General features: G+C 44.8%; 8 protein-coding genes. 5 read left to right on the forward strand and 3 right to left on the reverse strand.

Features of this window, described 5'->3' with window-relative positions; all coding sequences use genetic code 11:
- The first annotated feature begins 162 nt into the window (after positions 1 to 162).
- The 4 genes from ACWA6V_RS15590 to ACWA6V_RS15605 are packed head-to-tail and all read left to right on the forward strand — an operon-like array spanning position 163 to position 4,044.
- The gene (locus tag ACWA6V_RS15590; protein WP_449523353.1) at positions 163 to 1,311 is read left to right on the forward strand and encodes a DUF2169 family type VI secretion system accessory protein; all 1,149 of its coding nucleotides are present in this window, start codon (positions 163 to 165) and stop codon (positions 1,309 to 1,311) included.
- Positions 1,262 to 2,425, forward strand: coding sequence for a hypothetical protein (locus tag ACWA6V_RS15595; RefSeq protein ID WP_449523354.1), 1,164 nt, complete (start codon positions 1,262 to 1,264; stop codon positions 2,423 to 2,425). The genes ACWA6V_RS15590 and ACWA6V_RS15595 overlap by 50 nt, the downstream gene beginning before the upstream one ends.
- 20 nt (positions 2,426 to 2,445) lie before the next feature.
- A complete protein-coding gene (locus tag ACWA6V_RS15600) occupies positions 2,446 to 3,699 on the forward strand; it encodes a HEAT repeat domain-containing protein (protein ID WP_449523355.1) in 1,254 nt (417 codons plus the stop codon).
- A gap of 6 nt (positions 3,700 to 3,705) precedes the next feature.
- Positions 3,706 to 4,044, forward strand: coding sequence for a hypothetical protein (locus ACWA6V_RS15605; protein ID WP_449523356.1), 339 nt, complete (start codon positions 3,706 to 3,708; stop codon positions 4,042 to 4,044).
- Between the two features lie 176 nt (positions 4,045 to 4,220).
- Here ACWA6V_RS15605 and ACWA6V_RS15610 read toward each other — a convergent pair whose 3' ends face one another.
- A complete protein-coding gene (locus ACWA6V_RS15610) occupies positions 4,221 to 4,751 on the reverse strand; it encodes a hypothetical protein (RefSeq protein ID WP_449523357.1) in 531 nt (176 codons plus the stop codon).
- Complete coding sequence (locus ACWA6V_RS15615) at positions 4,748 to 5,017, reverse strand: type II toxin-antitoxin system TacA family antitoxin (protein ID WP_449523358.1); 270 nt, start codon at positions 5,015 to 5,017, stop codon at positions 4,748 to 4,750. The genes ACWA6V_RS15610 and ACWA6V_RS15615 overlap by 4 nt, the downstream gene beginning before the upstream one ends.
- A gap of 329 nt (positions 5,018 to 5,346) precedes the next feature.
- Between ACWA6V_RS15615 and ACWA6V_RS15620 the strand changes: the two genes are divergently transcribed.
- Positions 5,347 to 5,793, forward strand: coding sequence for a hypothetical protein (locus ACWA6V_RS15620; protein ID WP_449523359.1), 447 nt, complete (start codon positions 5,347 to 5,349; stop codon positions 5,791 to 5,793).
- Here ACWA6V_RS15620 and ACWA6V_RS15625 read toward each other — a convergent pair.
- On the reverse strand, positions 5,701 to 6,064 hold a 364-nt coding region (locus ACWA6V_RS15625), incomplete at its 5' end, for a type I restriction-modification system subunit M N-terminal domain-containing protein (protein WP_449523360.1). The genes ACWA6V_RS15620 and ACWA6V_RS15625 overlap by 93 nt on opposite strands.

The raw sequence follows: 6,064 nt of genomic DNA on the forward strand, positions 1-6,064 counted from the left end.
AGGATCGATGTTAAAACAAAAAAACATTCAATTTGCGGAAAGGCCTCACTCACTTTGAGTGCAGATGGAAAAATCGAATTGCGCGGAACAAAAATAACTTCTCATTCGACGGGGTTAAATCAGATTCGCGGCGCATCAGTCAAGCTGAATTAAGGCAATACAATGGATTTGTTAAATGGCAGCCCCTTTGTGCTGGATACGCACCAAGCAATAGATAAAACAGGGCAAAAATATATAGTCGCGCTGGTAAAAGCCACCTACGATTTCCCCAAGGATGCTACCAGCTTGCCCAGGCTCGCAAAAACACAAACACCGATTTATGCAGCGGATGTATTTGAAGGTGAGCCGGGATTCTCCAGCCCGATATTTGAAAGTGATTATGGTCTGCGAAAAGCCCGCTGCGATGTGGTTATAAACGCAAAGGCCTATGCACCACAACAACAACCAGTATCTGAACTCTTGGTGGGTATGCGCGTAAATGAATGCCAAAAAGTATTGCGTGTTGTAGGTGATCGCACGTGGCAAGGATTCCTCGGGCTTAGCCCATCGGCGCCTGAATTATTTACCGAAATGCCAATTTCATATAGCCGCGCATTTGGCGGAAGCTTGCCACCACAAAATGAAAAAGACTCCGGGATAAGTTACGCCGCCAACCCGGTGGGCTGTGGTTATGCGAAAGGAAAACATACCGCTTTACTCAAAGGAACCAAAATCCCCAATCTGGAACATCCAGATAAACCGATTCGGCAGTGTGATGGAAATTATCAGCCCTACTCGCTCGGTCCTATCGGGCGCTCTTGGGAGCCTCGGCAGTCCTGTGCGGGAACTTATGATGATGATTGGAAAGAAAATACTTTTCCGCTATTACCTGCAGATTTTGATGAAGCTTTTTTCCAATGCACTCCTAAAGATCAACAGATTGCATTTCCTGTTGGCGGTGAACCTATCACGCTCATGAATTTGCACCCTACCCGTGAGCGCATTCATTTTTTATTGCCCGATCTTGAAATGCCCATGGTGCTACTCACCAAACAACACACCCAGCACAAACTGAAACCGGTTGTTGATTGCCTGACGTTAAATCCTAATAAAGAAGAATTTACTCTGCTCTGGCGTGCACACTTCCCTATTAAGCGCTCGTTAAATGAAATTCTCACCATTGCTATAGGAAAAATAAGCCAGTGTAAGTGGCGCTCTTTGGTGATGGGAACAGGTACTTGTTCGGGCGCAATAGAGCCGGACAACGCTGATGATGTGGTCGATGTCACTGACGCGATGGACAACTGTAGCGATTGCGGTTTATCCGCTTAATATAAAAGGATTAAGTATTATCGTGACTCTCTCAGCAACCAAAATGCCCACGCCGATGAACATTATTTCAGCTGGCGCAGTAACTAGCGTTGGAATGAGTCTGGCAACAACTAACGCAGCTATTCATGCAGGTCTGGATAATTTTCAAGACACCGCATTTATGAATATGGGTAGCCCTGTCATAGGTGCAGCCATTCAATACAACGCTCACCCCACTTTACCCAATCCCACTATGCGCGGCCACGAACGCTTGGCCGCTTTTGTGCGCATGGCAATTGAAGAGTGCTTGTTAAATGCCGGAATCAATTTACCCTGCCAATATCCTATTCCAATACTGCTGGTATTGGGTGAGGCCGAACGCTATGGCCGCACCGATGAATTAGTTACGTACTGCCAACAAGCCTATGCCGCATTATTATCCTCGGCACATCAAACACCCTTTTATCGCGCAGAAGTGGGATGTGTTGGTGTGATTGAAGCACTGCAGGCAGCGAACAAATTACTTGAAAATGACAATACCCCTTTTGTTTTGCTCGTTGGTGTTGATAGCTGGTTGAATGTTCCTGATATTCAATTTGCCATCGAACATGAGCGACTTATCTCACCAGAAAATGCCAGTGGTTTTATTCCAAGCGAAGGGGCGGCAGCCATTTTAGTTGCCAATCCAGATTCCATTAAACACCACACCAATGTGAATCCAGAGACACAATTACGCATCACCGGCATTGGCAGTGCAGAGGAAGAAGCTATTCTCTATAGCGATGCACCTTGTTATGGGAAAGGTTTGGCTAAGGCTATCCGCCAAGCACTGGATCAAGCGCAGCTATCACTATCCGATGTCATGCTGGAACTGAACGACCTCACCAGTGAGCCGTATTTTTTCGAAGAGACCGCCTACGCAAGAAGCCGATTGTTACGCAAGTCCATGCCATCGGGATTCGCACGTTTACAACCTGCAAACAGCACGGGCAATCTTGGCGCAGCGTTTGGCCCTTTGCTACTTGGCCTAGCGTGGCAATCCGCACAAGAGCAGTCCATTCCACACGCACCCATACTGATTTCCTTATCCTCTTCAGGCGAAGCGCGTGGCGCTATAGTCGCAACACGGATTTAACTCCAACAAAGGATATTGTCATGCCTGCCATTTTAGATCGCCCAATTATTGGGCCCATTCTCGAACAACATATAGAAAACGCTGCATTTTGTTGGGCGCGTAGCCATCAACGATTATGGTGCCCCTTATCTAATCAGCGCGTAGTACAGCGCTATAAAAACCGCCTCGCCGCAAATATTAACGGATTAAGATTAAGTGGTAATCATGCGTTAATGCCCGCGATAGCAAAATTACAACGCTGGAAAACGCCCGATGAAACATTTGTCGCAATATTAATGCTGTTACACAACCTGGATTCGCAGAATGCCAACGAAGCACAACGCATTTGCGAAAACATACTGATAGAAAAACCATCGCTAATTGACGGCGCGACAGCAGCCTGCCTCGAATTAAATCCACAACAGTTGTCTGAACCACAACGTCAACTATTAACACACTGGTGGTCATCGCCTGAATCGGTATTGCGCCGCGTTGCACTCTCGTTTGCATTAAATAGCCCTCACTTCTCTGCTGCTGACATTATTGATGCAGGCATCAGAGATACAGATGAAGAATTTAAAGCGAACTTATTAGCAGCGATTGGTGAGCACGGTTTGCACTCGCTCATTCCGCATTGTGAAGATGCGTTATCGCATGCAAATTCTGCATGCCGCTTTGAGGCAAGCTACAGCCTGAGCTTATTGGGTTATAACGATGGCCTACCACTATTGCGCGACAGCTTGCCATTACTGACTGAGCATGCGTTAAAACGCAGTTTATTACTTTGGGCAACTGACAGTTCTGATGAGGAATTTCACTCATGGTTAACGCTACCGGGTGACGCATTGCAACACCAAAGGAATCGTTTGTGGGCGCTAGCTTTTAGGGGAGATCAACGATTGCTGGAATGCATAACACCCTGGTTAAATCCCACCACGGTGCGACTCGCGGCTCACGCTATTACACACATAACCAATATTGACCTGGAAAGTGTACTGCCTGAACTTGCAGCAAAAAATGACGACGGCACCACAACAAAAGGAGACTCGGATGATGCGGGCCTTGCAGCTGTTGACCCCGATGCTTTGCGCAATTGGATAATTCAACACCGCTCAACCATCACCGCTACAGAAAGACACTGCATGGGCCTCCCCACCTCCCTCGAAAATGCTAACGCCTGCTTAGCACAAGGCACTCAACCACAACGTTGGCAAGCCGCATTATATTTATCTCGTCAAAGTTCAACGCATAGTGGTCGCCACATGGTGACACTGCTAAACAAACGGGATATTTAAAGAAATATGCAAACCATTACCTTAGTCAAAAAAATCTTGACCAATGGATCGCCATGCAAAAAATGCGCGGAAATGCTTCATAAGTTGGAGGCATCCGGTCATATCGGAATCATTAATAGTATTGTCATCGCTGACGAGCGCGACAGCAATTCTTCTGGCATGCTATTAGCCAAAAAATTCAACGTTGATCAAGCCCCATTTTTTATTCTTGAGCAGCCATCAGGTGAAATACTCATACTGACAACTTATTCAGAATTTCTTGAAAAGGCGATAGGTCAGGCAGTAGATAAAACAACTGCTTTGCAAGACCTTTACAAAACCAGCAACGAACTTGATTTTCTGTAAGAAGCGCAACCTCAATAGTCGCTGAAGATTATCTCAGACATACATCATTCTTATGCCTTTGTACTATCTATGATTTTCAAGAAATTACACTCAACACACCGGAATTAACCGAGAAAAAAATTTTGGTTATTAAACAACTTGTCAAAAATAAAAATTCGTAAACAACGGAAAAAAAATTATTTGAATAACTCAGACAGTTGTTTCATGGGGATAAACAATCGGGAGCGCTCGTTGTATTTACACAGCTCCTTGAAGCCATACTTTAAATAAAAACTCTCTGCATTTTTATTGAGGTAATCCACCACCACAGCATGTGCAGGCATATGAGCGCTAATGTTGTAGAAATATTCAAGCGCATTCACGAGAGCAACCTTCCCCAACCCCACACCTTTAAATTCCTTATGCACAGCCAACTGCGCGAGAAGAAATACTGGGATAGGATAACGAGGTAGTTTTTTAGCGATCCCTTCGGGTAAGTCTTCACGCTTCATTAATGATGGCGCAATGGAATAAAACGCACAGATAGGCACTTTTCCATTCGGTAAAGATAAGGATGCAGGCAACACCATCGTTTTGCTGATGCCCGCATCCATAAGTCTTGAAGCATGGCTTCGAATGAAGCTATTTAATTCCGGCTCGCCACAATCAAAAGACTCTCTGTCATGGATTGTTTTATCCAAGCCTACAAACTCTTTTGTATAGCTCACTTAAATCCCTGTTTTTTGGCAAATTGAATCGCGCTTGTCAGCGCTGCATTAGGTTTGCTGGCCTTATTACATGCATCCATAAATCTATCGAAAACATTATTTTCTACCGTCATAGATTCATATTGAGCTATGACCTTGGTCGAATTTTCATTTAGTACACTAACCACATAATCAGTCAGACTTTTATGGCCTAGCAATACTGAGGCTTTTTCAGCTTTAGCCTTAATTTGCTCATCAAGGCGCATATCTAAGCGGGATGTAGCCATGGGATACCTCGTGCACAGTGAAATTGTACGGACGCATTCCGTACAGTCATAATACAACCATAACCAGCCCTAGATCAACATGTACGGAATACTTCCGTACACTTAAGCCTCAACTGCCCCCCCCCCCAGAGCGCCCCACCCTAAGCCTTATCGCACTCAAAGAGTAAAAAATCTCAGGCATATATCATTCCCAGGAATTCTTTACTCGGTTTAATGTGCATTAAACCGCTAGTGCCCTTCCCTTCGCTCTAATCCATTTCACACATCAACTTATACCTGATCAAGCACATTGATCGCGGGATTTCTATTACTTTTAAACAGGAGGCCTTATGGCTACTCATGCAGTGAAAACCAAACTTTCTACATCGACATTCAAAGCGGAAATTAAATCAGCCTATGCAATTTATTTGGATAGCCTGGCACCCACAGGAAGAAAATCAATGAAAACATTGTTGCATCAGTGCGCATCCATTCTGGGCCACCAAAAACCTATCGAGCGATTCGACTGGAGTACTTTGACGTTTGAAAAAGTGCATCTGATTCGCTCCGCGTTTACCGAAGCAGGTTACGCAGTTAACAGTATCAACCTCGCCCTGGCAGGATTAAAAGGCATTGCGAAAACAGCGTTCAACCTCGGAAAAATCGATGCCGATACCATGTTGCGAATTAATTCGGTGAAGTCGTTAAAAGGTAATGCGATAAGAACCGGTATCGGGGTCTACGTTTTCATTACCCAGCGTGTATTGAGAAAAGTGCTCAATCAAATCAATGAGTAATTTATCTGACAGCTTGTTTTTATTGCTCCATTGAGCATCACCAAATATTCCGTATAAATATTCCTGGTTTGCCTGTTCAATACCGCGCAGTGCTTTTTCTATAGCCTGCCCTACGTTTGTGGTTTTTTCACGCACATCCGTCCAATGGCATTTTTTAGGCACTTCGAAACGATGCATTTCTGGTAAAGACGCATAGGCTTCGTCGCCTTCTGATTCAGTCATCGCAATGCGATATTCTTCATCGTAGACATCTGAGATACGCTTAAAAAAC

This window comes from Cellvibrio sp. (assembly GCF_053579595.1).